The sequence below is a fragment of the Bradyrhizobium sp. Leo114 genome, from assembly GCF_055229415.2.
The window spans coordinates 25,849-47,515 of the sequence record NZ_JBUYEN020000003.1 but is presented as its reverse complement, the minus strand read 5'-3'; the positions used below and the strand labels follow the sequence as shown (position 1 = coordinate 47,515).

The 21,667-nt window shown below is 63.7% G+C and carries 23 protein-coding genes, 1 tRNA gene and 1 riboswitch; of the genes, 8 read left to right on the top strand and 16 right to left on the bottom strand.

The genetic code is table 11. The annotated features are described in order from the left end of the window. The gene (locus ACZIRK_RS04495; protein ID WP_130229011.1) at positions 1 to 1,017 is read left to right on the top strand and encodes an SGNH/GDSL hydrolase family protein; all 1,017 of its coding nucleotides are present in this window, start codon (positions 1 to 3) and stop codon (positions 1,015 to 1,017) included. Positions 1,018 to 1,082: 65 nt separating this feature from the next. Here the strand turns inward: ACZIRK_RS04495 and ACZIRK_RS04490 are convergent, their stop codons facing one another. Further along, positions 1,083 to 2,267 (bottom strand): O-succinylhomoserine sulfhydrylase, encoded by a 1,185-nt coding sequence (locus ACZIRK_RS04490; protein WP_245474992.1) that lies wholly within the window; start codon positions 2,265 to 2,267, stop codon positions 1,083 to 1,085. A 71-nt stretch (positions 2,268 to 2,338) separates the two neighbouring features. Further along, positions 2,339 to 2,418: riboswitch (SAM riboswitch) on the bottom strand. A gap of 156 nt (positions 2,419 to 2,574) precedes the next feature. On the opposite strand from ACZIRK_RS04490, the gene ACZIRK_RS04485 reads away from it, so the two are divergent. Continuing rightward, entirely contained in the window at positions 2,575 to 3,633 is a 1,059-nt protein-coding gene (locus ACZIRK_RS04485) for a 2'-deoxycytidine 5'-triphosphate deaminase (RefSeq protein WP_463327067.1), read from the top strand. A gap of 569 nt (positions 3,634 to 4,202) precedes the next feature. Continuing rightward, positions 4,203 to 5,615: an adenylate/guanylate cyclase domain-containing protein gene (locus ACZIRK_RS04480; protein ID WP_130229014.1), complete on the top strand. Its 1,413-nt coding sequence runs from the start codon at positions 4,203 to 4,205 to the stop codon at positions 5,613 to 5,615. An 87-nt stretch (positions 5,616 to 5,702) separates the two neighbouring features. Here the strand turns inward: ACZIRK_RS04480 and ACZIRK_RS04475 are convergent, their stop codons facing one another. The 3 genes from ACZIRK_RS04475 to ACZIRK_RS04465 all read right to left on the bottom strand — a co-directional run bounded on the left by ACZIRK_RS04475 (position 5,703) and on the right by ACZIRK_RS04465 (position 7,454). Further along, the gene (locus ACZIRK_RS04475) at positions 5,703 to 6,026 is read right to left on the bottom strand and encodes a hypothetical protein (RefSeq protein WP_130229015.1); all 324 of its coding nucleotides are present in this window, start codon (positions 6,024 to 6,026) and stop codon (positions 5,703 to 5,705) included. A gap of 259 nt (positions 6,027 to 6,285) precedes the next feature. Further along, complete coding sequence (locus ACZIRK_RS04470; RefSeq protein ID WP_130229016.1) at positions 6,286 to 6,591, bottom strand: hypothetical protein; 306 nt, start codon at positions 6,589 to 6,591, stop codon at positions 6,286 to 6,288. Between the two features lie 122 nt (positions 6,592 to 6,713). After that, the gene (locus tag ACZIRK_RS04465) at positions 6,714 to 7,454 is read right to left on the bottom strand and encodes an SDR family NAD(P)-dependent oxidoreductase (protein WP_130229017.1); all 741 of its coding nucleotides are present in this window, start codon (positions 7,452 to 7,454) and stop codon (positions 6,714 to 6,716) included. A 101-nt stretch (positions 7,455 to 7,555) separates the two neighbouring features. Here ACZIRK_RS04465 and ACZIRK_RS04460 point away from each other — a divergent pair, with 101 nt between their 5' ends. Beyond that, positions 7,556 to 8,167 (top strand): TetR/AcrR family transcriptional regulator, encoded by a 612-nt coding sequence (locus tag ACZIRK_RS04460; RefSeq protein ID WP_130229018.1) that lies wholly within the window; start codon positions 7,556 to 7,558, stop codon positions 8,165 to 8,167. Between the two features lie 40 nt (positions 8,168 to 8,207). Here ACZIRK_RS04460 and ACZIRK_RS04455 read toward each other — a convergent pair whose 3' ends face one another. Together ACZIRK_RS04455 and ACZIRK_RS04450 are read right to left on the bottom strand one after the other, a co-directional pair. Next, entirely contained in the window at positions 8,208 to 8,441 is a 234-nt protein-coding gene (locus ACZIRK_RS04455; protein WP_028163469.1) for a hypothetical protein, read from the bottom strand. A 251-nt stretch (positions 8,442 to 8,692) separates the two neighbouring features. Then, positions 8,693 to 10,030 (bottom strand): PQQ-dependent sugar dehydrogenase, encoded by a 1,338-nt coding sequence (locus ACZIRK_RS04450; protein ID WP_463326995.1) that lies wholly within the window; start codon positions 10,028 to 10,030, stop codon positions 8,693 to 8,695. Between the two features lie 208 nt (positions 10,031 to 10,238). Here ACZIRK_RS04450 and ACZIRK_RS04445 point away from each other — a divergent pair, with 208 nt between their 5' ends. Continuing rightward, complete coding sequence (locus ACZIRK_RS04445; protein ID WP_130227557.1) at positions 10,239 to 11,684, top strand: MATE family efflux transporter; 1,446 nt, start codon at positions 10,239 to 10,241, stop codon at positions 11,682 to 11,684. On the opposite strand, the gene ACZIRK_RS04440 is transcribed toward ACZIRK_RS04445, so the two are convergent. From ACZIRK_RS04440 to ACZIRK_RS04430, 3 genes are all read right to left on the bottom strand, one after another. After that, complete coding sequence (locus ACZIRK_RS04440; protein ID WP_463326994.1) at positions 11,613 to 12,095, bottom strand: SRPBCC family protein; 483 nt, start codon at positions 12,093 to 12,095, stop codon at positions 11,613 to 11,615. The two genes, ACZIRK_RS04445 and ACZIRK_RS04440, sit on opposite strands and share 72 nt — an antisense overlap. Before the next feature lie 129 nt (positions 12,096 to 12,224). Further along, positions 12,225 to 12,584 (bottom strand): VOC family protein, encoded by a 360-nt coding sequence (locus ACZIRK_RS04435; RefSeq protein WP_130227555.1) that lies wholly within the window; start codon positions 12,582 to 12,584, stop codon positions 12,225 to 12,227. A 57-nt stretch (positions 12,585 to 12,641) separates the two neighbouring features. Continuing rightward, on the bottom strand, positions 12,642 to 13,481 hold the full coding sequence (locus tag ACZIRK_RS04430) for a helix-turn-helix transcriptional regulator (RefSeq protein WP_028163474.1): 840 nt from the start codon (positions 13,479 to 13,481) through the stop codon (positions 12,642 to 12,644). Positions 13,482 to 13,626: 145 nt separating this feature from the next. Here ACZIRK_RS04430 and ACZIRK_RS04425 point away from each other — a divergent pair. Continuing rightward, positions 13,627 to 13,700, top strand: a tRNA-Gly gene (locus tag ACZIRK_RS04425). A 10-nt stretch (positions 13,701 to 13,710) separates the two neighbouring features. Here ACZIRK_RS04425 and amaB read toward each other — a convergent pair. From amaB to ACZIRK_RS04405, 4 genes are all read right to left on the bottom strand, one after another. Further along, entirely contained in the window at positions 13,711 to 15,225 is a 1,515-nt protein-coding gene (gene amaB, locus ACZIRK_RS04420; RefSeq protein WP_463326993.1) for an L-piperidine-6-carboxylate dehydrogenase, read from the bottom strand. A gap of 149 nt (positions 15,226 to 15,374) precedes the next feature. Further along, positions 15,375 to 16,433 carry a class I SAM-dependent methyltransferase gene (locus ACZIRK_RS04415; protein ID WP_130227553.1) on the bottom strand — a complete coding sequence of 353 codons (1,059 nt, stop codon included), beginning with the start codon at positions 16,431 to 16,433 and terminating at the stop codon, positions 15,375 to 15,377. Between the two features lie 266 nt (positions 16,434 to 16,699). Beyond that, a complete protein-coding gene (locus tag ACZIRK_RS04410; protein WP_130227552.1) occupies positions 16,700 to 17,065 on the bottom strand; it encodes a nuclear transport factor 2 family protein in 366 nt (121 codons plus the stop codon). 185 nt (positions 17,066 to 17,250) lie between these two features. After that, positions 17,251 to 17,466: a ChaB family protein gene (locus ACZIRK_RS04405; protein ID WP_130227551.1), complete on the bottom strand. Its 216-nt coding sequence runs from the start codon at positions 17,464 to 17,466 to the stop codon at positions 17,251 to 17,253. 131 nt (positions 17,467 to 17,597) lie between these two features. On the opposite strand from ACZIRK_RS04405, the gene ACZIRK_RS04400 reads away from it, so the two are divergent. After that, the gene (locus ACZIRK_RS04400) at positions 17,598 to 18,752 is read left to right on the top strand and encodes an alpha/beta fold hydrolase (protein WP_474417448.1); all 1,155 of its coding nucleotides are present in this window, start codon (positions 17,598 to 17,600) and stop codon (positions 18,750 to 18,752) included. Between the two features lie 27 nt (positions 18,753 to 18,779). Here the strand turns inward: ACZIRK_RS04400 and ACZIRK_RS04395 are convergent, their stop codons facing one another. The 3 genes from ACZIRK_RS04395 to ACZIRK_RS04385 form a co-directional block, all read right to left on the bottom strand. After that, positions 18,780 to 18,983: a hypothetical protein gene (locus ACZIRK_RS04395; RefSeq protein ID WP_130227550.1), complete on the bottom strand. Its 204-nt coding sequence runs from the start codon at positions 18,981 to 18,983 to the stop codon at positions 18,780 to 18,782. Between the two features lie 35 nt (positions 18,984 to 19,018). After that, entirely contained in the window at positions 19,019 to 19,690 is a 672-nt protein-coding gene (locus ACZIRK_RS04390; RefSeq protein WP_207231068.1) for a helix-turn-helix domain-containing protein, read from the bottom strand. Between the two features lie 241 nt (positions 19,691 to 19,931). Beyond that, positions 19,932 to 20,768 (bottom strand): universal stress protein, encoded by an 837-nt coding sequence (locus ACZIRK_RS04385; RefSeq protein WP_130227549.1) that lies wholly within the window; start codon positions 20,766 to 20,768, stop codon positions 19,932 to 19,934. A 303-nt stretch (positions 20,769 to 21,071) separates the two neighbouring features. On the opposite strand from ACZIRK_RS04385, the gene ACZIRK_RS04380 reads away from it, so the two are divergent. After that, positions 21,072 to 21,527, top strand: coding sequence for a CBS domain-containing protein (locus ACZIRK_RS04380; RefSeq protein WP_028163482.1), 456 nt, complete (start codon positions 21,072 to 21,074; stop codon positions 21,525 to 21,527). The last annotated feature ends 140 nt before the right edge of the window (positions 21,528 to 21,667 follow it).

The window sequence follows — 21,667 nt, the reverse complement described above, 5'->3', positions numbered from 1 at the left end:
ATGAGGACCTACCGCCCTTTTTGTCGAAGCACATGGCTGGTGGCGGCCGCCGCCGTCACGGCGTCCGTGCTCGTGACCTCGCCGCTGCACGCGCAAGTTGCGCAAGGCGACCAGCATGCCGCGCTTACTGACGGCGCGAAATCCCACCCCCCATCCGACAAATCGGGACCATCCACGCCGGCCATTTCGTCCGGTACTGCGGGCGCCGCCGAGGCTGATGCCCAGAAGGGCATCGCCGGAAAGGCGATCGACAAGGTGAAGGAGGTCGCGAAGTCGGCCAGCGACATCTTCCGTCGCGTGCCCTGCCTGCCGCCGAAGGGCGTCTCGAAAACGATGGGCTCGCTGCCCCATGTCGCGAGCAAGCTTGCCGCGGGCCAGCCGGTCACCATCATCGCCTTCGGCTCGTCCTCGACCCAGGGCTATGGTTCTTCGGCGCCGGAATTCACCTATCCAAACCGGCTCGCGGCGCAACTGCACCGGCAGTATCCCGGCGCCGACATCCGCGTCGTCAATCGCGGCCGGGGCGGCGAGGACGCGCCGGAGATGATGCAGCGGCTGCAGACCGAGGTGATCGACGCCCACCCGGACCTCGTGATCTGGCAAGTCGGCACCAATGCCGTGCTGCGCAATCTCGACCCCGGCGAGACCGAAAAAATGGTCGAGGATGGCGTGACGCGCATCCAGTCGGCCGGCGCCGACGTCGTGCTGGTCGATCCCCAATATTCGCCGCGCGTCACCGAGCGCGCCGCTAGCGCCAACAAGATGATCCGGCTGCTCAACCACATCGCCGAGCTCCGCCATGTCAGCATCTTCCCGCGTTTTGAAGTGATGCGCGACTGGCACGAGAAACAGTCGATCCCGATCGACAGCTTCGTGATCGCCGACGGCCTGCACATGAACGATTGGGGCTATGCCTGTTTCGCCCAGTTGCTCGGCGACGACATCATCAAGTCGGTCGGTCAGATCAAGCTCGGCGTCAACGTGCCGGCGGATGTGCGGACGTATCGGCCGATGTAAGGCTGAAAGCGAATGGAGAGTGGCGAATAGGGCTGACCCTACTCGCCACGCGCCATTCGCCTGAATCACACCGCCTCCAGCGCCTGGGCAAAATCCTCGATCAAATCGTCGGCGTGCTCGAGGCCGGCGGAGAAACGAATAAAACCTTCGCTGATGCCGAGCTCGGCGCGCGCGTCCGGCCCCAGGCGCTGATGCGTCGTGGTGGCGGGGTGGGTGACGAGGCTCTTGGCATCGCCGAGATTGTTGGAGATGCGCGAGATCTTGAGCCCGTTGAGGCAGCGGAATGCGCCGGCCTTGCCGCCCTTCACCTCGAACCCGATCAGGGTCGATCCGGAACGCATCTGCTTCTTCACGGTCGCCGCCTGCGGATGATCGGCGCGGCCGGGATAGATCAGCCGCGTGATCTTCGGATGGCTTGCGAGCGCATCCGCGATCTTCGCGGCCGTCTCGGTCTGCGCCCGGACGCGCACCGCCAAGGTCTCCAGCCCCTTCAGCAGTATCCACGCATTGAACGGCGACATCGACGGCCCGGTCTGGCGCAGGAAGTTATGGATATGCTCGGTGATGAACGCCTCGGAGGAGAGGATGATGCCGCCGAGGCACCGTCCCTGGCCGTCGATATGCTTGGTCGCGGAATAGACCACGACGTCGGCGCCGAGCGACAGCGGGCTCTGCCAGATCGGAGTGGCGAACACATTGTCGACGATCAGCCGTGCGCCGCCCTGATGCGCGATCTCGGCAATCGCGCCGATGTCGAGCACGTCGAGCGTCGGATTGGTCGGGCTCTCGAGGAAGCAGGTCTTGGTGTTCGGCCGGATCGCCTTTTTCCACTGGTCGAGGTCGAGCCCGTCGACCAGCGTCGACTGGATGCCGTAGCGCGGCAAGAGTTCCTCCACGACGTAGCGGCATGAGCCGAACATCGCTTTTGAGGCCACCACGTGATCGCCGGCCTTCAGCGGCGCGAGGATCGCAGTCGTCACCGCCGCCATGCCGGTCGCGGTCGCGCGCGCAGCTTCCGCGCCCTCGAGCTCGATCATGCGGCGCTCGAACATCGAGACGTCGGGGTTGGAGAAACGCGAATAGAGGAAGCCGGGATCCTCGCCCTTGAATCGCGCCTCGCATTCCTCGGCCGTGGCGTAGACGAACCCTTGGGTCAGGAATATTGCTTCGGACGTCTCGCCAAATTGTGAGCGTAGCGTTCCGGAATGAACCAGCCGGGTTTCGGGGCGGTAGCGTGTAGCTGCAGACATTAGGACCTCCAACGTGACCATTTTCGTCCTTGGGAAAATGGTCACAAAAAAACCGGCCTGAAGGGCCGGGATCGCTGAGGTCCCCGGCCTGTTTAGCGACTTATTTAACGTGGCTGCAAGCCGGCCGGCTCAAATCACCACGGGATAAGTCATGCTGATATTCGTTCCCGCCCTTTCCGTCAAGGCGGGCATCGGCTAACCGATAAAATCCATTTTTTGGGCCTTTTATGGCTCTAAGCCGTCTTGAGGGACCGCGTCTGTGTCGTTCGTACTGCAAGACGATGCCAATGGGATCCTGCCCGACCGCATGATCGCGGCGATGGCGGACGCGGGCCTGATCCTGCCGGTCTATCCCTTTGTGGAGAGCCAGATCCAGCCCGCGAGCCTCGATCTTCGCCTCGGCGACATCGCCTATCGCGTGCGCGCGAGCTTTCTGCCCGGTCCCGACGCCACCGTTGCCCAGCGCATCGACGAGCTCAAGTTGCACGAGATCGATCTCGCCGACGACGCGGTGCTGGAGACCAATTGCGTCTACATCGTGCCGCTGCTCGAGAGCCTCGCGCTGCCCCCGGAGATCGTCGCAGCTGCGAACCCGAAGAGTTCGACCGGGCGGCTCGATGTCTTCACCCGCGTGATCGCCGACGGCACGCGCCGTTTCGACATGATCGGGGCCGGCTATCACGGCCCGCTCTATGCCGAGATCAGCCCCAAGACGTTTCCGATCCTGGTGCGCGAGGGCTCGCGGCTGTCCCAGGTGCGCTTCCGCACCGGCGATGCCATCCTCAGCGCCAACGAGCTCGATGCGCTACATGACGCCGAACGCCTGGTCGATATCGACGATGCCGATCTCACCAATGGCGTCGCGGTTTCGGTTGATCTCTCGGGCGAGAATTCCGGCGGCTTCGTCGGCTATCGCGCCAAGCGCCATACCGGCGTGGTCGATGTCGATCGCCGCGGCGGTTATCCGGTCGATGATTTCTGGGAGCCGATCCGCGCGCGCCCCGACGGCAGCCTGATCCTCGATCCCGGCGAGTTCTATATCCTCGCCTCGAAGGAAGCCGTGCAGGTACCGCCGGACTACGCCGCCGAGATGGTGCCGTTCGATCCCTTGGTCGGTGAATTCCGCGTGCACTATGCCGGCTTCTTCGATCCCGGCTTCGGCTATGCCGGCGCCGGCGGGCAGGGCGCCCGCGCCGTGCTGGAAGTGCGCTCGCGCGAGGTGCCGTTCATCCTCGAGCACGGCCAAATCGTCGGCCGCCTGGTCTATGAGAAGATGCTGGCCCGGCCTGATGCGATGTACGGCCAGCGCATCGGCTCGAACTACCAGGCCCAGGGCCTGAAGCTCTCGAAGCATTTCAGGGTGTGATCGCGAAATCTCCTGTTGCTCATTTGGTACGGTTAGCCTGAATCACAGATTACATTCCTTGTGACCACCATAACGACACAAAGACGTTGTGGCCTATCTCAGGGGGCGACGGCTTGATGGGTGGTCGGTGGACTACACTGTAACCTGTTTCGGGGTCATTGCGGCTTGGCTCGCCTTCAATGGACTTGTTGCCATTGCACTGACCTATTGCTCTCCGGGTGAGCGCCTTTGGCGCCGTCAGCCATCAGAACCTGTCGACCGCGGTCGTAGCCGCCACCCTTCGGAAGGGGAAACGACAATTTTGATCGTGTTCGAGGCCGCGTAGCGCTCGCTTGGTCTCACATGACGCGGGGTTGTGGCCTCGACGCATCGACAGTGCCGGAAATGTTCCCCTGCGGTCGAATCCTTTTGACTGATCAGGGACGAGATCACCCCCTAAAGGCATGTTTGATGCAGTAATTTCATGTCTGATTATATTGAGCGTCGGTATTCTCATAGCCCACGCTATCGACGCACTTCGACCCTAGCGGCCGGATGTCGTCGCCGGACATTTGAGGTATGCTCGGCACATGCAGGATAGCGACACCCTGTTCGACGCCTTGCGCCGCTCGGCCGACCCGGTCGTGGTCGATGCCGTCGATAATCTCGTCCAGAACGGACGTGACGAGGAACTCGCCCGGCTCAATGCCGTGGCCTTCGCTGCCGGCAGCGGCCTGGACGAGGAAAAGGTCATCGCGGCCCTTCTGCACGCATCGCGGCTTGGGCTGTTCGAGATGTCCTGGAACATTCTATGTCCGAGCTGCGGCGGCATCCTCGGTGCCAACGCCACGTTGCGGAGCGTGCAGAAGGAGGACTACCATTGCGCTTTCTGCGGGGTGGCGAGCGAGCCGGTGCTGGACGAAACGGTGGAGGTCAGCTTCACGGTCAGCCCACGGATTCGCCGCATCGCCGCCCACTCTCCGGACGAACTCGGCTTCTGGGACTATCACCGGCAGGTCTTTTTCGGGACGGGGGTCGTCTCCCCCAGGCCGGACGCGTTCGCCGAGCTCGCCAGTAAGGCTGTGTTGGAGACGATCGAGCTGCACGCCGGCGAACGGATGATTCTGGCTCTGCAACTTCCGGCGCAGCCCGTGATCGTCTTCGACCCGGTGACCCATAGTGCCCATTTGATCGAGACCTCAGGCGAACCGACGGCGGAACGCCGCGAGCTCTCGATGATCTTCATGAACGCCCCTACCGGCCTCAGCCGCATCACCCTGTCTCCGGGTCCATTGCGTCTTCTGCTGGATAACCGAACGGAGCGCCGGATTCTGGTCGGCGTCTATGTGACGGGCCCGGAGCTGGAGCGGCTGATCGGCGGCCGGCGCCCCTTCCTTACCGCCAAGCGATTGCTGACGAACCAGACATTCCGCGACCTCTATCGGACGGAGACCCTCGACGTCGAACAGCGGCTCAAGATCATGAGCCTGACCTTCCTGTTCACGGACCTGAAGGGGTCGACCGACCTGTACGATCGGGTCGGCGATCTCGTCGCCTATGATCTGGTGCGCTCGCACTTCCAGATCCTGAACGAAATCGTGGCGTCTGAATCCGGCGCCGTGGTCAAGACCATCGGTGACGCCGTAATGGCGACCTTCCCGGTGCCGCACCGCGCCGTCTCCGCCGCCCTCAAGATGCGCGATTCGATGCGAGCGCTGAATGTCCGGCGGGGCGCGGAGGAACTGATCCTGAAGATCGGGATTCACGAGGGGCCCTGCCTTGCCGTGAACCTGAACGACCGGCAGGATTACTTCGGCCAGACGGTGAACATCGCATCGCGGGTGCAGGCTTTGGCCACAGGCGACAGCATCTTCGCCACCCAGGCGGTGGTGCAGGATCCGGAATCGGCCCGACTCATTTCGTCGCGCGGGGTGGATCCCCAACCTCAGGTGATGACGCTCCGCGGTGTCGGCGAGCGCATGCCCATCTTCGCGATAAGCTGACCAGAGCACTTTAGCCCGGTTGGCCGCCAGCGGCGACATGGCCCTTTCCGTTGCGGCCGGGGACCGACGTCGGACGGGCTTCACAGATTAAAAGCCTGCCGGCTTGCCTTTCTGGTTCGGCGAAACACAGTTCTGGCAGATATTCAGTTTGCGCCTGAGCTGATCGTCATCAGCCCGCTGGCGCGCTGCTTCTTCCTCCCAGTTCGTGGATTTTGACGCCGAACCTTGCGCCGTTTCGTCCTTCCGCTTGCGGGCCGTCCGTTGCTGCGGAAGAGAAGGGATGGCTTCCGCTGGAGGCTGATAGAAGCCGTCTATATCGGTGGGGCCCAACGAGCCCTGCTGGGCATAGCAGCGCTCGCCAGATTGGCAGAATACCGCGGCCAACAGTAGGCCAGCATAGATGAGCTTCATGGACTCCCCTCCGGCACAATAAGGACCACCGGGCCGTGGCGGCAGCGATGCTTTTATAGCAGCAGTTTCTCAAGTCCCGTCGATGCGCGCGATAGATTATGACGGCATCGGACGGGGGCCTGCCGACCTGCGCTCCCTTGGGCCCGGAGAGCCGCACAAAATCTATCTTGAAACGACCGTCAGGGAATTTGGCGAACTCCGTCAGCACTGGCGGACGCCGGGGCTGGCGAAAGCGAAGCCCTGCGAGAGTCCGCCGCGATCACATTGGCGGGCCGCTCCAGTCGAAGCGACAACTTGAAATTTGAGGATTGGCCAAGCTTTGCACGGCCGACCATTCCTCGTTCAACCGCCTTTCGACAAACCCACGTTCAAGATCCGTAAGATTGGTCCCCAGCAGCCGCCGGTATCGGCTGATGTTGCTGTCATGGGCCCGCAGACGGGCGACTTTCTCGTCGGTCATCGAGCATCCATATGCAAAAGAAATCAATTTTGAGGCTACCAAAATACCGTCGTTGCTTGACGCCTTTATGAAGCTTTCGATCAGCTCGCTCTGAGCGTTCGGCAATTCACAAAACTCCGCCGCCGGGTTCGAAATGCAGTCTCCCGGCGGCGTTTGCCTCAATTGGTGCCCTTGCAAATACGATCAGGGCCCGTTGCAGTCACCCGCTGGCGATGCGGGGTGGCCGCCTACGCGTTGGCGCCGCCGTCGATGGTAAGCTCGGTGCCGTTGATCGAGCGCCCCTCCGGCCCAGCGACGAATGCGACCAGCGCTGCGACGTCCTCTGCCTTGCCGTAGCGGGGGATCGCCATCCGGGCCCGCTGGGCGGCCGCCTGCTCGCCTTCGGCGGGATTCATGTCGGTGTCGGTCGAGCCCGGATGCACGATGTTGACCGTGATGCCGCGGCCGCCGAGATCGCGCGCCAGGCCTTTTGTCCACGCGATCAGCGCGGATTTGCTCATGGAGTATAGGCTCATGCCGGGACCGGGCACCTGGGTCGCCAGATTGCTGCCGATCGAGATGATGCGGCCGCCTTCGCCCATGTGCGCTGCCGCCGCCTGGGATCCGACCACCACAGCGCGGACGTTGACCGCGAGCGTCGCATCGATGTCTTCGAGGCTGAGTTCGTCGATCCGTCCGCCCCTGAAGATGCCGGCATTGTTGACGAGGATATCGAGACCGCCGAGCGCCTCGGCGGCTTGATCCACGGCCGCCTTGACCGCAGCGGCATTGGCGCTGTCGGCCTTGATCGCAAATCCGCGCCGGCCCAAACGCTCGATCTCGGCGACTACCGCCTGCGCCTTGTCGGCCGAACGTTCATAGGTGATCGCAACGTTCGCGCCATCGGCGGCGAGCCGCCTTGCGATCGCGGCGCCAATCCCGCGGCTCGCGCCCGTCACCAACGCCCGCTTTCCCTGCAATGCGCTCATGTTCCATCTCCATTTCTGTGTTGACCGATACAGAAATAGGTTGGTTGCGCCGGGCGGTCAAGCTAATTATGTATCGAACAACACAGAAATCGGGTGGACGGATGGTCGAACGAGGTCGCCCCAGGGGCTTCGACAAGGATGCGGCGCTCGCGCGCGCCATGGAGGTGTTTTGGGTCAAGGGCTATGAAGGGGCGTCGATGACCGATCTCACCACGGCGATGGGGATTGCTTCGCCGAGTCTCTATGCGGCCTTCGGCTGCAAGGAAGAACTGTTCCGGCAAGCGCTGCAATTGTATAGCGCCACCGAGGGGCCTGAGATCTGGGATGGCATCGCCCGCGCGCCGACTGCTTTTGAGGCGGTGGAAAGCTATCTCATGCAGACGGCGAGGGCGTTCACGCGACGGAACCGGCCGACGGGGTGCCTGGTGGTGCTATCGGCGCTGCATGCGACCGAGCAGTCCGAAACGGTGCGGCGCGAGCTGATGGCGATGCGCACGAAAAACGTCGAGGATCTGCGGCAGCGCCTGCAGGAGGGCGTGGTATCAGGCGAGATATCGGCAAGCGCCGATCTCGCGGCGATCGCCCGATACTACGTCACCGTGCAACAGGGCATGTCGATCCAGGCGCGCGACGGCGCGACGCGGCGAGAGCTTGAACGCGTTGCGCGCGCGGCGCTCGCCGCATGGAAGCCCTTGACCAGCGCGCCTGGCTAATTCGCCGGCAATCGTCCCCGTCGTTCTTTCGGGGTGCGACCTACTTTGCGAGCAGCTCGGTCAGGTCGGTCGAGCTCGAACAGCGCAGCTCATCGATTTGCCGGGCCAGCAGCAACGCGCTCGCCCTCAGCGCTTCCAGCTTCGAGGCCTCGGGATGTTGTCTTTCGAGTTCGGTGATACGGTCATTGAAGCCGGTCAGCTCATTCTGGAGCCGCGCGATCTCTGCCGTGGCGTCGGTGGACACCACCGGCGCAGATAGTCTGGTCGCCCGCATAACCATCTCCCCAAGTATGGTCGATGCTTCGTGAACCGAATTCGTGGCGAGACCGAGAAGCCATTTGGGCGAGGATGCGACGGCCGCGGGCAATGTTTGCGTTCGCGTGCAGCAAAGCCACAGTAGGAACCTTGGCCAGAGCGTTTTCGAGCGAAGTGGACACCGGTTCGCGTGAAGAAAACGCGTCAAAACAGGAATCCAGAGCTTCGGTTCTGATTCAATCAGAACCGAAGCTCTGATCGATCCGATCGCTATTTCGCCGCCGAATGCGTCGCCGGCGTCACGCGCCAGACCGTGTTGCCGATGTCGTCGGCGACGAGGAGCGCGCCGTCCTTGGCAATGCGGACGCCGACGGGACGGCCCTGGGCCTCGCCCTTGTCGTTGAGGAAGCCGGTCAGGATATCCCGCGGCGGCCCTGCGGGCTTGCCATTCGCGAATGGCACGAAGATCACCTTATAGCCGGAACGCGGCTTGCGATTCCACGAGCCGTGCTGGCCGATGAAGGCGCCGCCGGCCATGTCCTGCGGAAAAAGATTCCCAGTGTTAAATGTGAGCCCGAGCGAGGCGGTATGCGCGCCGAGCGCATAGTCCGGCACGATCGCCTTTGCGACCAGGTCCGGCCGCTGCGGATCGACGCGGCTGTCGACATGCTGGCCGAAATAGCTGTAGGGCCAGCCGTAGAAGCCGCCATCCTTCACCGAGGTCATGTAATCGGGCACCAGATCGTTACCGAGCTCGTCGCGCTCGTTGACGGTGACCCAGAGCTCGCCGGTCTGCGGATTCCATGATGGGCCGTTCGGGTTGCGCAGACCGGAGGCGAACACACGCCACTCGCCGCTCTGGCGATCGACTTCGAGCACGGCGGCGCGATTGGCCTCGGCCTCCACGCCGTTCTCGCCGACATTGCTGTTGGAGCCGACGGTCGCATAGAGCTTGCTGCCGTCGGGGCTCGCGGTCAGGTCCTTGGTCCAGTGATGATTGATGGTGCCAGCGGGGAGCTCGGTGAGCTTCACGCCGGCCGCGTCTATCTTGGTATCTCCCTCGTGATACGGGAAGCGCATGATCGCATCGGAGTCGGCGACATAGAAATCATTGCCGACCAGCACCATGCCGAAGGGCGAATTCAGGTCTTTCAGGAAAATGCTGCGGGTTTCGGCGACACCGTCCCCGTCGGCGTCGCGCAGGAGCGTGATGCGGTTGGCGCTCGGCACGCCGGCCCCGGCCCATTTCTGCGCCTGCTTGTAGATGAAGCCCTTGATGCCCTTGCCGTCGTCCGGCTTCGGCGGTGCGTTGCTTTCGGCCACCAGCACATCGCCATTCGGCAATACGTAGACCGTGCGCGGATGATCGAGCCCGGTCGCGAAGGCGTTGACGGCCATTCCGTTGGCGGCCATCGGCTTGGTGCCGGCGGGCCACGGATTCGGCGTGGCGATATCGACGGTCGGGATCAGCGAATGTTCGGGCGGCGGCAGCGCCGGCGCGGCCCCGTAGCTCTGTGCGACGGTCTTGGTGTCCTCCGGGTCATTGCAGGCGGAAAGCGACAGCGCCAACGCGCCGATCGACATTGCCACGAGCAGATTCCTGCGCATGGGTGGGCTCCCTAAAGATGGTGCAGGGACAATCCGTTGCGCGGTCGAATGTTCTTATCGTTCGGCGTGAATTTCGTGTGGTGGGACGGGAGGCTACCCACCTACAATCGTGCAGGGGGCCCCTGCGCCGGGCGCACGTGGGATTGATCGCGGCCGTGGTAGGGAAGCACCGCGCCGCGGCAACCAGACCGCGTGCTTCGGAGTGGAAATGCCTGATATCGCGGTTGCCGAAATACCTGTCGACGAGGAAGAGCGCCCGCTGCCGCCGCCGGTGACGGCGCCGGCGCGTAACCGCCTGCTCGACGGGCCGATCCTGCGCACGCTGTTGTGGCTCGCCTGGCCCAACGTGATCGCGCTTTCGGCCGGCACCTGCGTGGTGATCGCGGAGACCTCCTATATCGGCCGGCTCGGCGTGGAATCGCTGGCCGCGATGGCGCTGGTGTTTCCCTGCGTGATCCTGACCATGACCATGTCGGGCGGGGCCATGGGTGGCGGCGTGGCCTCCGCGATCGCGCGGGCACTTGGCGCCGGCGAGACCGAACGCGCCTCCACGCTTGCGGCGCATGCGCTTCTGATCGGCATCAGCTTCGGGCTGGTCTTCATGCTGGGCATGCTGATCTTCGGGCCGCATCTTCTGGAATTGCTCGGCGGCCGCGGCAACGTGCTGGCGCAGGCGATTGCTTACAGCCAGATCTTCTTCGGCGGCGCCGTGCTGCCGTGGCTGATGAACACCATGGCGGGCGTGTTGCGCGGCACCGGCAACATGAAGCTGCCCTCGACCATGATCCTGTCGTCCGCCGTGTGGCAGATCATCCTGGGCGGCACGCTGGGCCTCGGCCTCGGCCCCATCCCGCAATTCGGCATGCGCGGCGTCGCGGCGGGTTCGCTGATCGCCTATTCGATCAGCATTGCCGTGATGGGCTGGTACCTGTTCTCCGGCCGCGCCCGCGTCGTGCCGAAGCTCAGGGGATTGCGCATCCAGTGGGCGATGTTCATCGACATCCTGAAGGTCGGCGCCATCTCCTGCTTCTCGCCGCTGCAGTCGGTTTTGACCATCAGCATCTTCACCCACATGCTGGCGAATTTCGGCACCGCGATCCTGGCCGGCTACGGTATCGGCGCGCGGCTCGAATTCATGCTGACGTCGCTCGCGTTCGCGACCGGCATCGCCTCAGTGCCGATGATTGGCATGGCGGTCGGCGCCGACCGTATTGCGCGGGCGCGGCGGATCGCCTGGACCGCGGGCACGGTGTCGTTCGTCTCGGTCGGTGCGATCGGCACCTTCCTCGCCATCTTCCCCGACCTCTGGGTCAACCTCTTCACGGGTGATCCCGCCGTGCGCCTGGCCAGCCATCAATATCTGTCGACGGCGGCGCCGATGTACGCTTTCATCGGGTTGGCCATGTCGATGTTTTTCTCCTCGCAAGGCGCGGCAAAGGTGCTGGGCCCGGTGCTGGCGCAGACCGCGCGTCTGCTGTTCATCGCCGCCGGCGGCTGGTGGCTCTCGACGCATGAGGCGACCGCGCAGAACTTCTTCATGCTCGCAGCCGCCTCGATGGTCGTGCTTGGCGTGCTCTCATGCTTAAGCGTGGTGCTGACGCGCTGGGGCCCGAAGCGTGCGCCGATTGCGAAGGTAAGTCCCGCGCTGTCCTGACACGGGTTCATCACGGCGCCTCTCGCCCGAGCTTGTTCTGCATCGCACTGACGCCGAGATCCATCTGGGAGGAGATGTAGGCGCGATCTCGTTCGGCAGCATATCGGCGATCCATGTCACGCGGCTGCGGGAGTCGCCGTCGGCGAACACCTGGATGGATGCGCTGTGCTGCTTCAGCCGCTCGCTGACGACGGCATAGACCAGCCGCCGCCGCGCGTCGTCGCAGTCGACGAACAGTTCACGCGCGACCGTGCCGTTGGAGAAGGTGACGATGCGGGCATCGCCGTCGAGCTTGGTGTCGAGCACGAAGCCCGGCACCAGGCGCGTATGCAGCGCGCCGAAATCGCGTAAGGCATCCCAGACCTGGTCGGGATGCGCGTCGATGATGAATTCCTTGCGGATGGAAGCCATGGGGTGAATTCCTCTTGCATGTGGAGTTCGTCATTGCGAGGAGCGAAGCGACGAAGCAATCCAAGCCTCCGCAAGTGGCACCATGGATTGCTTCGCTCCGCTCGCAATGACGGCGGAGATGGCGGTTGCTTACGCACACACCGCCTCGACATTGTTGCCGTCGGGGTCGATCAGGAACGCCGCGTAATAGGTCGGGCTGTAATCCTTGCGATGGCCGGCTGCGCCATTGTCGCGGCCGCCGGCTTTCAATCCTTCGCTATGGAATGTCTTGATCGCCTCGTGGTCCGGCGCGCGGAATGCGACATGGGCGCCGCCATTGCTCTTGCCCTTGTGCAGATGCAGCCACAGCGCCGGCTCGCCCTTCGGGCCGAAGCCGGCGCCACTGTCATCGCGCGAGCACAGGACATAGCCGAGCGGGGAAAGCGCCGCGGTATAGAAACGCACGCTGGCGTCGAGATCGCCGACGCGCAGTCCGATATGGTCATACATGATCGTTCTCCAGTGCTTTAAGCGCGCCTGATGACGCGCTGGACTGGAGGAGGCTAGCTAGTGCAGCGCCAGCCGTTCTTGGAAAATCTTGCGGTCGCCGCGCGACGCTTTTCGGAACGCATGCGGCGAGACGCCGGCGGCGCGGCGGAACGTGCGCACGAAATTGGAGAGATCGCCGAAACCGACGTCGTAGGCGATCTCGGTGACCGAGCTGTCGTCATCGGCCAAGCGGCGCGCCGCGTGGCGCAGCCGCGAGCGCACGAGATATTGATGCGGCGTCACGCCGAGGACGTCCGAGAACAGCCTGAGGAAATGGAACGCGCTGATGCCGGCCTGATCCGCCGCATCATCCAGCCCGATTTCTTGCTGCGAATGCGCGTCGATCCACAGCGCGGCCTCGACCGCGCGGCGCCGATCGCGCAAGGCGGCTGTCACCGGCTTCGCCGCGCGCCCCGACACCACCTCGACGAAGCGGTTGGCCAAGAGATGGCCGGCCTCGTCAAGGCCGATGTCGCTGTTGCCATCTGCTGCCGTTTGCGCGAGCTCGCCCAGCACCATCAATTCCGGCAGCGGCGGCACCGATCCGATCTGCCAGACGGCGCGGCTGTCGCCGATCGCCTGCACCAGCTCCGGATGCAGGTAGAACGACAGGCATTCGTCGCCGCCGACATGGTCATGGGTGCAGGTATATTCGTCGCCGGGATGGCCGACCAGGATCGCGCCGGTCACCAGCTCATGGAAACGGCCCCGGCAATGGCAGCCGAAGCTGCCCTTGCGGACATAGGAAATCGAATGCGCATCATATTGTTCGGCAAACGGTTTCTCGCCGGGCACCGCGGTGCAGCGGAACTCGTTCACGGCAATGCGCTCACGCTGCAACAGCGGTCTTCGGATCATGCCCCAGGACTTAGCGATGCGCCCGCCGCGGCGCAACGCCCCAAGCAGCCCACCCGGAATCTGGATGTTTTCCGTTAAGGAGAACGCCAGAGGCGGCTTGGCGAAAGCCCCAGTCTCGGCTAATCAGGTGCGGAAAGCGAGATCCGCGGGCGTAGTTCAATGGTAGAACGGCAGCTTCCCAAGCTGCATACGAGGGTTCGATTCCCTTCGCCCGCTCCAATCCCTCGCGTCACCCGACATCGAATTTGACGCCCTGCGCCAATGGCAGTTCGCGCGAATAGTTGATGGTGTTGGTGGCGCGCCGCATGTAGCCGCGCCAGGCGTCGGATCCGGATTCGCGGCCGCCGCCGGTTTCCTTCTCGCCGCCGAACGCGCCGCCGATTTCGGCGCCCGACGGGCCGATATTGACGTTGGCGATGCCGCAATCCGAGCCGACCGCGGACAAGAAGGTCTCGGCCTCGCGGATGTCGGTTGTGAAGATCGACGATGCGAGCCCCTGCGGCACCGCATTGTGGCTGGCGATCGCCTCGGCAAGATCGCGGTAGCGCATCACGTACAGGATTGGCGCGAACGTCTCGCGCGGCACCGGGCCGGTTTGGGCCGGCATCTCGACCAGGGCAGGCGCAACGTAATAGGCGGCTTGTGATTGATGATCCACGCGGGTGCCGCCATGCACCTTGCCGAGCGAGGTTGCTTCCTCCAGCGCGCGGCCCATCGCCTCGAAGGCGGCTGCATCGATCAGCGGGCCGACCAAGGTGCGCGACTCGCGCGGGTCGCCGATGGTGACGGAACGGTAGACGCGGCTGAGCCTCGAGACGAAATCATCGGCGTTGCTTTCGTGCACGAACAGGCGGCGCAGCGAGGTGCACCGCTGGCCGGCAGTGCCCATCGCCGAGAACGCGATGCTGCGCAGAGCGAGATCCTGATCGGCGGAGGGCGTGACGATCGCGGCGTTGTTGCCGCCGAGCTCGAGAATGGCCCGGCCAAAGCGCGCGGCGACGCGCGGGCCGACCTGCTTGCCCATGCGCGTCGATCCGGTGGCCGACAGAATGGCGACGTCGGGGTGATCGACCAGGACTTCGCCGATCGTGCGGTCGCCCTGCACCAGTTTGGCGAGACCCTGCGGCGCATCGCCGAAACGCGCGAGCGCACGCTCAATGATCGCCTGCACCGCGCAGGCGGTCAGCGGCGTTTTCTCCGAAGGCTTCCACACCACGGCGTTGCCGCAGACCAGCGCAAGCGCTGCATTCCAGCACCACACGGCAACCGGAAAGTTGAACGCCGTGATGATGCCGCACACGCCGGCCGGATGCCAGGTCTCCATCATCCGATGACCGGGGCGTTCGGACGCGATCGTCAATCCATAAAGCTGGCGCGATAGCCCGACGGCGAAGTCGCAGATGTCGATCATCTCCTGCACCTCTCCGAGTCCCTCGGAGAGGATCTTGCCGACCTCGATCGTCACCAGCCGCCCGAGCAGTTCTTTCGAACCGCGCAATTCCTCGCCGAGCAGGCGCACCAGTTCGCCGCGGCGCGGGGCAGGGACAGTTCGCCAAGCCAGGAACGCGCTGCGCGCGCGGGCGATCGCCGCGCGCATGTCGTCATCGCTTCCAGGCTTGAGACGCCCGATGACCTCGCCGTCGATCGGCGAGCGGGCGATCAGACTGCCGTCGGCGACGAAGGCCGGCAGAGCCCGCAGCTTCGTCAGGAGATCGATGGCTTCGTTGGCGACAGAGGTACTCATGGCAGATGTCCTCGGATCAGCGGTCGCGCATGTCAGCGCCGGCCTCGATCCGTTAGCAAGTCCCGCAAGCGCTCGTCCGCGTCAAGTCCATCCGCCGCCACGCGAAGAGACTTCGCGCGGCGGCGCTGCGTGCTGGCGTTATCGCGCTGTTATGGCCGTGCTTCCAGGATCAGGTTGAACGGCGTTTCGGTGGCGCGCCGGAACCGGGTGAAGCCGGCTTCGCGGGCGATCTCGCGCAACCTGGCCTCGCCAGCCTGCGCGCCCAAGGCGAGCCCGACCTCCTGGTCCAGGGAGGCCGGCGTGCAGACCATGGTCGAGGCCGCATAGTAGACGCGCCCGATCGGATTGAGATTGTCCTCCAGCCGGTCGTTGGCGAAGGGCTCGACCAGCATGCAGGTGCCGTCCTTGGCCATGGTGCTGCGGGTATGCTTGAGCGCACCGACCGGGTCGCCCATGTCGTGCAGGCAGTCGAAGAAGCACACGAGATCGTAGCTGTTGGCAGGAAAAGTCTTCGCGGTGTGGGTCTCGAAGTGCATGCGATCGGACAGTCCCGCCTCCCGCGCCAGCTCGCGCGCGACCTGGACCGAGCCCTCGTGATAGTCGAACCCCAAGAATGTGGATTTCGGAAACGCTTCCGCCATCAAGCGGGTCGATATGCCATGGCCGCAGCCGACATCCGCGACCTTCGCGCCCCGCTTCAATTTGTCGACGACGCCCTCGAGCGAAGGCAGCCATTCCTGCACCAGATGATGCTTGTAGCCGGTGCGAAAGAAGCGCGCCGTTCCGCAGAACAGGCATTCGCTGCGCTTGTTCCAGCCGACGCCCTTGCCGGTCTTGAAGGCGTCGGAAATCTTCTGCTCGTCGAGGAATGTCGCCGCTACGACGTTGCCGACCGCGCCCAGGAAAACCGGGCTTTCGTCGTCGGCCAGCGCCATGGCCTGTTCCGGCAACATCGAGAACTTTCCGGATTTGGTGTCGTATTCGACGTAGCCCGAGGCGGCTTGCGCCGACAGCCACTCGCGCACATAGCGCTCCGCGGTGCCTGTCGCTTCCGCCAGCTCTGCGGAGTTCATCGGTCCCTTCTCGGCCAACGCCTTGTAGAGGCCGAGCCTGTCACCGATCAGCATCAGCGACGCGTTCATCGCGGCGCCGATGTCACCAATCATCTTGCCCATGAAAGAGTTCAGGCGGTCAGTATCAACTTCCATGATATGCCTCCGTTGAAATTGCTTTTCACCGAAACTGTCACATCGACGCTGCGCAAAGCGACCCTTGCGGGATGCAAAACCGCTTCATCGCAGCGCGAGATAATGCTGTGGGAGGTGAGGCGTTACTTCTCACGACAGCGAGATCGCCGTCACAAGCGCGCGAGCGGTAACGCAAACTTGCTCCGCTCTATGCTTTCTTCTCGGCAGTGCATGGCAGGGAGGCTGACGGATGTTGCGTCAGTAGCACCGCCATGCACCGCATCATATCACGCGCCCTGCGGCACCTGGTCGAGGAAGCCGGTGATGCTCTTGATGCGGCCGTCCTTCAGCACCGCGAAGTCCGTGCCCTTGATCGGGCCGTCGGCGCCGTCGGGACCAAGGCCCCAGCAAAAGCGGAGATGATCGCCGAAACCGTTGGGTTCGCCGATCAGTTTGAATTTGAAGGCCGGAAATTTTTCCTGGACGCCCGATATCAGCGCATCGACGCCTTCATGGCCGTCGCCGCTCATCAGCGGATCGACATAGCGTGCGTCCGTGGTCCAGTTCTCGGCCAGTATCTCGCGGCGCCGGCTCGGCGTGCGCTCGTTCCACAGTTCGATATAGCGGCTTGCGATGGTTTTGTGGTCGGTCATCTTGCTCTCCTTCGCGTGTCGCCGAATGGATCGGCTGCTGCGGACTATCGGATGTTGGCGTGAGCTAATCGATTACCTCCGAGGTCATCGCCGGCCGCTTGGAAATCTGCGGTGGTGCGCGAAACCGGATCACGTGCCAGCCGTTGGTTTCGCGCTAGAGCAATTCGAACAAAACTCTTCAGGTTCTAGATTCCGGGTCTCTGGATCCAATGATCGCCGACCTTCTCATAGGATCGCTTCACCGCCGCCCAGGCGGTCCGGTGTGCGGTCTCCTCTTGCCTGATGTCGCCCGCATGCGCGGCAAAGGAATGGTTGAAGGCTTCGCGATAGATGTCCTGGGCATGCGGAGGCAAATGGCTGCGAACCGGAAATGGCAGATCCGCATTCGAGGGATAGGGCATGGACAACTCCCCTGCTAACCCGCTCAGGCCAGCGCTAATATGGTGGTCCTATATTGTCCACGCTTGATCGAGGTCAAACCTTCCGCTGATGCCTGTCCGACCATGGCGCCGGCGAGCAAAGGGGGGTGAGCTTGAGCGAAAAGAGCAGACCACCGCAAGAGAAGCCGAGCGTCGACACGGATTGGGCGGTGCAGACGCTGCTATGGCCGATGGCAGCCACGCGATTGGCGCTGGAAGCCTATCTGCATTGGTTCGCTGGTCGCGACCCCACGCCGTCCGAGCCGGAGAACGAAACGCCGCCCCCCTGGTCCACGCCGAACGTGATCGCGCTGCAGCTCGCCTCGATGCGGCTGCGGGATTTTTCACGCAAGGCGACGGGCCAGCCGCTTCTGATCTGCGCCCCCTTTTCGCTGCACGAGGCCTTGGTCGCCGATTTCGCGCCCGGCCATAGCCTGGTGCAGGCCCTGCAACAGGGCGGCATGGATCGCATCTATGTCACCGACTGGTGCTCGGCGACATCAGAGATGCGCTATCTTTCGATCGACAGCTATCTCGCCGACCTCAACGTGGCCGTCGATGACATCGGCGCACCGGTCGATCTCATCGGCTTGTGCCAGGGCGGGTGGCTGTCGCTGGTCTATGCCGCCCGTTTTCCGCAAAAGGTGCGGCGGCTCGTGCTCGCCGGTGCGCCGGTCGATGTCTCCGTGCCCTCAGATCTGTCGCGGATGGTGGCAAGTGTGCCCGAGGCAGCGTTCGACGAGCTGGTGCACCAGGGAGAGGGCATCATAAGCGGCAAGCATACGCTTCGCTTCTGGAGCATGCCGCTCACCCCCCAGGACGTCGAAGCGACCTTGCAGAGGGATGTCGGTGATGGATCCGAACAGGGGGCGGCACTGCTGGCACGCTTCGAGCGCTGGGATCGCAAGCTGCTGGATTTGCCGGGAACCTTTTATATCGAGGCGACCAACTGGATCTTCCGCGAGAACCGGATCGCCCAGGGACAATTCATCGCGCTTGGCCACAAGATCGATCTCGCCGATGTGACGGTTCCGGTCTTCCTGCTGGCAGCAGAGAAGGACATTGTCGTGCCGCTCGAGCAGGCACTCGCCACGGCGCGCCTGCTCGGCACGCCGCCGCAATGGCTGGAGCAGTCCTCCGAGCCGTGCGGTCACCTAGGTCTTTTCATGGGGCGCGAGAGCTTGGGCCGTTCGTGGCGCCGGATCATCCGCTGGCTCCAGGCCGGTGGCGACGATGTTGCGGAACCAAGGCCCAGGATCAGGGCGTGAAACGAAAGCTTTCGGCGGGGAGCCGGGCTATCTCAACTCGGCTAGTGCGAGCGGACGCATCGCATCGGGCGCGGCAATATGCTGGACAATGGGCTGCCGGCGTGAAGCTTCGGTCTGGTCGCTGCTTCGGCCATGAACCGCCAGCAGCATGATCGCGACCGCGGCGGCAGCACCAAGCGCAATGATCTTGCGATGGGTGCCACGATCCGCGCTGATCAATGAATGGTTCATGGCACACCTCGGTCGATTCTATCCTCGTCAGGCGTTCAGGCGTTCAGCCGGTTTAGCGCAGCCCGGTTCCGCAATTCGATCCTGCGCGAGGTCGCCAGCGCGATGGCGCCGGATTGTTCCAACTGGGTGAAGGTGCGGGATACGGTCTCGATGGTGAGGCCGAGGTAATCGGCAATGTCCTGGCGCGACATCGCAAGTTCGATCGAATTCGTGCTGGCGGTGCGGCGGGCGATATCGAGCAGGAATCCCGCGACCCGCTCCTCGGCCGTCTTGATCAGGAGCAGCATGTGATTGCGGAAGCGCTGCAGTTCGCGCGTGGTGGCATCCCAAAGCTGCTGCGACAGATCCTTCTCGCGCTCGGCACGCAGCATCACCGCGCTGCGCTTGACGATCAGGACCTGCGCCCCGTTCACGGCCTCGGCGGAAGACGAGTGCGTTTCGCCCGCCTCAAAGCCGAAGATGTCGCCCGGCAGATAGAAGCCGCCGATCTGACGCCGGCCGTCTTCCAGCACCTTGTAGGTGCGGACGGTGCCAGAGACTACCTGATAGAGATATTCGGCTTCGTCACCTTCGCCGTAGATCTCGGCATTGCGCGCATATTGAAAGGGCGTGCCCATCAGCGCAAGCGGTCCCTGCATGGCCGGGCTTCCGAGACGGTGCGGCGTGCTCGCGGCCTGGATGACGGGGCGGGAAGCGTCGGTGTGCATGGCGGGCTCCTTCAAATCATCTGATGGAGCCAGAGTGCCTGCCTGCACCGCGCCTGAAAATTCGGAGTCCTTCCCTAAGGAGGATTACGGACCCTAAGGAATGTTACGGAGGGCTGGGACCCAGACAATCGTCATTGCGAGCGCAGCGAAGCAATCCATGGCTCCACGTGCGGAACGATGGATTGCTTCGCTGCGTTCGCAATGACGGACGATACGCGACGGCGGAGGCCCGCCAGCCAGCTCAATGCGACATCAGGGTCGGTACCGTCATGCACTGGAGCATTTCGCGGGTGACGCCGCCGAGCAGCCGTTCCTGCAGCCGCGAATGCCCGTAACCGCCCATCACCAGCAGATCGAGGCTCTCGTCGGCCGCAACGGACAGGATGGCCGGCTGGATTTCGGAGTGCGCGGCCGGGAAGGCCATGATCTTGGCCGGCAGTCCAAGCCGCGCCAGATGTTCGACGAGGCGCTGCGGGCTTGCTTCGTCGGGAATCGCCCCCGGATTGCCGATGGAAATGATCGTGAGCGCGTCGGCGTGCCGCAGCAGCGGCATGGCATCCCGCAGCGCACGGCCGGCAAGGCGGCTTCCGTCCCAGCAAATTCCGATGCGCCGCGCCGCAAATGCGCCGCGGAAGGTATAGGGCATGAACAAGACCGGGCCGCCTGACTGGAACAGGACTTCCTGCGGAACATCGTTGTCGAATGTATCGCGATCGGGTTCCGGCTGCAGGACGACGGTGAGATCATGAAGCCGGGCGCTGGCGCCGGCGATCGCGATTGCCTCGCCTGGTGTCGCGCTCATGGTGCGGCAGGTATACGAAATCCCTGCGTGCTTGGCCTCGACCTCGAAAACGAGCATCGCGGCCTCTGCGCGCTCCAGCGCGTGCTGCCGGGTCTCCTCGACGATCATGACGACCGCAGCGCCGCCGGCCGCGGCGATCGGAACATTGGCAGTCTCGTAGGCGACGGACAGCGCGTCGAGGTGGGCGCCGTACGCCATGGTCAGCAGCACGGCGCCGTCAATTACCGGCCGCGCCGGACGTTCGGAAGGGATAAGCACCAGCAGGTTCTTGAACATCGTCATTCTCCCCCACAATTGGTGGCAATCGGCCCGAATTGGACGCAGCCATAAGAGCACAACGGCCGATCCAGGTATTGATCCAGGTCAGAGGGCGCCGTCGTCATTTTGACGCACATCAAGGTCCGGCTCGTTCGCCGGTGCACGCTGGAGCTTAGGTTCTGATTGAACCAGAGCCGAAGCTCTAGATTTTTGCTTTGACGCGTTTTCTTCACGCGAACCGGTGCCCACCCTCGGATCAAGTCCGAGGGCATGCTTCGCTCGAAAACGCTCTCGCGACCCGAGCCTGTTTGGAGAGAAACAATGCTGGCAACGGATGTCATGCGAACCTGCTTCGCCACCATAAAGCCGAACGCGCCGCTGCTCGATGCCGTCCACCTGCTCCTGGAAACCACCCAGCGTGGCTTGCCTGTGATCGACGATGATGGATCTTTGGTCGGCATCATCTCCGAAGGTGATTTCCTGCATCGCCAGGAGCTGGGCGTGACTGGCCCCGCAGGGTTCTTGCTCGAATTGATGCTCGGAAGAGCGGAGGGTCATCTGATGCGTGAGCGGACGCACGCGTTGCGCGTCGATGCCGTCATGACGCGGGATCCCGTGCGCGTGGATGAGACCGCGACGGTAGACGATGTCGTCACGCGAATGGACGCGCACCAGATATCGCAGGTGCTGGTGGTCCGCGACGGCAAACCCATCGGAATCGTTGGCCGGACGCAGTTGCTCATCGCGCTCGAACGTTGTTTGAGCCCGCAACACTGACGAAGGGGCGGCGGGCTATTCGCAGCGTTTTCGGCCTGGGTTGCGTTGATAAAGCCACGCAGCGACCGATTCCCAAAACCGCCGTGCAGTGGTACTCGGACCTCATCGCCGCCAGCCAGCCGGCAGGCGCGGACCGGAAC

What these genes read in the sequence shown, in the direction of transcription:
- ACZIRK_RS04495 (WP_130229011.1), top strand. Translation starts at nt 1, where the DNA reads ATGAGGACCTACCGCCCTTTTTGTCGAAGCACATGGCTGGTGGCGGCC.
- ACZIRK_RS04490 (WP_245474992.1), bottom strand. Translation starts at nt 2,267, where the DNA reads ATGTCTGCAGCTACACGCTACCGCCCCGAAACCCGGCTGGTTCATTCC.
- ACZIRK_RS04485 (WP_463327067.1), top strand. Translation starts at nt 2,575, where the DNA reads ATGATCGCGGCGATGGCGGACGCGGGCCTGATCCTGCCGGTCTATCCC.
- ACZIRK_RS04480 (WP_130229014.1), top strand. Translation starts at nt 4,203, where the DNA reads ATGCAGGATAGCGACACCCTGTTCGACGCCTTGCGCCGCTCGGCCGAC.
- ACZIRK_RS04475 (WP_130229015.1), bottom strand. Translation starts at nt 6,026, where the DNA reads ATGAAGCTCATCTATGCTGGCCTACTGTTGGCCGCGGTATTCTGCCAA.
- ACZIRK_RS04465 (WP_130229017.1), bottom strand. Translation starts at nt 7,454, where the DNA reads ATGAGCGCATTGCAGGGAAAGCGGGCGTTGGTGACGGGCGCGAGCCGC.
- ACZIRK_RS04460 (WP_130229018.1), top strand. Translation starts at nt 7,556, where the DNA reads ATGGTCGAACGAGGTCGCCCCAGGGGCTTCGACAAGGATGCGGCGCTC.
- ACZIRK_RS04455 (WP_028163469.1), bottom strand. Translation starts at nt 8,441, where the DNA reads ATGCGGGCGACCAGACTATCTGCGCCGGTGGTGTCCACCGACGCCACG.
- ACZIRK_RS04450 (WP_463326995.1), bottom strand. Translation starts at nt 10,030, where the DNA reads ATGCGCAGGAATCTGCTCGTGGCAATGTCGATCGGCGCGTTGGCGCTG.
- ACZIRK_RS04445 (WP_130227557.1), top strand. Translation starts at nt 10,239, where the DNA reads ATGCCTGATATCGCGGTTGCCGAAATACCTGTCGACGAGGAAGAGCGC.
- ACZIRK_RS04440 (WP_463326994.1), bottom strand. Translation starts at nt 12,095, where the DNA reads ATGGCTTCCATCCGCAAGGAATTCATCATCGACGCGCATCCCGACCAG.
- ACZIRK_RS04435 (WP_130227555.1), bottom strand. Translation starts at nt 12,584, where the DNA reads ATGTATGACCATATCGGACTGCGCGTCGGCGATCTCGACGCCAGCGTG.
- ACZIRK_RS04430 (WP_028163474.1), bottom strand. Translation starts at nt 13,481, where the DNA reads ATGATCCGAAGACCGCTGTTGCAGCGTGAGCGCATTGCCGTGAACGAG.
- amaB (WP_463326993.1), bottom strand. Translation starts at nt 15,225, where the DNA reads ATGAGTACCTCTGTCGCCAACGAAGCCATCGATCTCCTGACGAAGCTG.
- ACZIRK_RS04415 (WP_130227553.1), bottom strand. Translation starts at nt 16,433, where the DNA reads ATGGAAGTTGATACTGACCGCCTGAACTCTTTCATGGGCAAGATGATT.
- ACZIRK_RS04410 (WP_130227552.1), bottom strand. Translation starts at nt 17,065, where the DNA reads ATGACCGACCACAAAACCATCGCAAGCCGCTATATCGAACTGTGGAAC.
- ACZIRK_RS04405 (WP_130227551.1), bottom strand. Translation starts at nt 17,466, where the DNA reads ATGCCCTATCCCTCGAATGCGGATCTGCCATTTCCGGTTCGCAGCCAT.
- ACZIRK_RS04395 (WP_130227550.1), bottom strand. Translation starts at nt 18,983, where the DNA reads ATGAACCATTCATTGATCAGCGCGGATCGTGGCACCCATCGCAAGATC.
- ACZIRK_RS04390 (WP_207231068.1), bottom strand. Translation starts at nt 19,690, where the DNA reads ATGCACACCGACGCTTCCCGCCCCGTCATCCAGGCCGCGAGCACGCCG.
- ACZIRK_RS04385 (WP_130227549.1), bottom strand. Translation starts at nt 20,768, where the DNA reads ATGTTCAAGAACCTGCTGGTGCTTATCCCTTCCGAACGTCCGGCGCGG.
- ACZIRK_RS04380 (WP_028163482.1), top strand. Translation starts at nt 21,072, where the DNA reads ATGCTGGCAACGGATGTCATGCGAACCTGCTTCGCCACCATAAAGCCG.